This window comes from Vibrio sp. 1078-1 (genome assembly GCF_033340475.1).
In genome coordinates this window covers 1-537 of record NZ_JAWOWM010000799.1, presented here as the reverse complement: position 1 = coordinate 537, position 537 = coordinate 1, and the positions used below count along the sequence as shown (strand labels likewise).

Sequence of the window (537 nt, the reverse complement as noted above, 5' to 3'; positions counted from 1 at the left end):
AGTCACGGATCTCACCGACCATCACCACATCCGGGTCCTGACGTAAGATCGCACGTAGACCACGCGCAAATGTCATATCGACTTTCGGGTTAACTTGGGTCTGGCCAATGCCATCGATATCAAATTCGATTGGGTCTTCCACCGTCAGAATGTTGCGCTCGTTGCTGTTGATTTCTTGCAAGCCGGCGTACAAAGTGGTCGATTTACCAGAACCCGTAGGGCCGGTCACCAAGATGATTCCGTGCGGGCGACCAATGAGGTGGCGGAAGTTGTCGTGTACCGAAGGAGTCATGCCCAAACTATGCAGGTCAAGGCGCGTTGCGTTTTTATCTAACAGACGCATTACCACGCGTTCACCGTGAGAGGATGGCATGGTAGAAACACGCACGTCGACCGCTCGGCCACCAATACGTAGCGAGATACGACCATCTTGAGGCACACGCTTTTCAGCAATATCGAGCTTCGCCATAACCTTCACACGCGACACCAACAACGGCGCAAGCTTACGACTCGGCGTCAAGACTTCACGCAGAACGC

General features: G+C 53.6%; 1 protein-coding gene. It reads right to left on the bottom strand.

What is annotated here, in order from left to right; all coding sequences use genetic code 11:
* Positions 1–537: GspE/PulE family protein (locus R7190_RS30135; RefSeq protein WP_318138244.1), on the bottom strand; the 537-nt coding region annotated here is incomplete at both ends.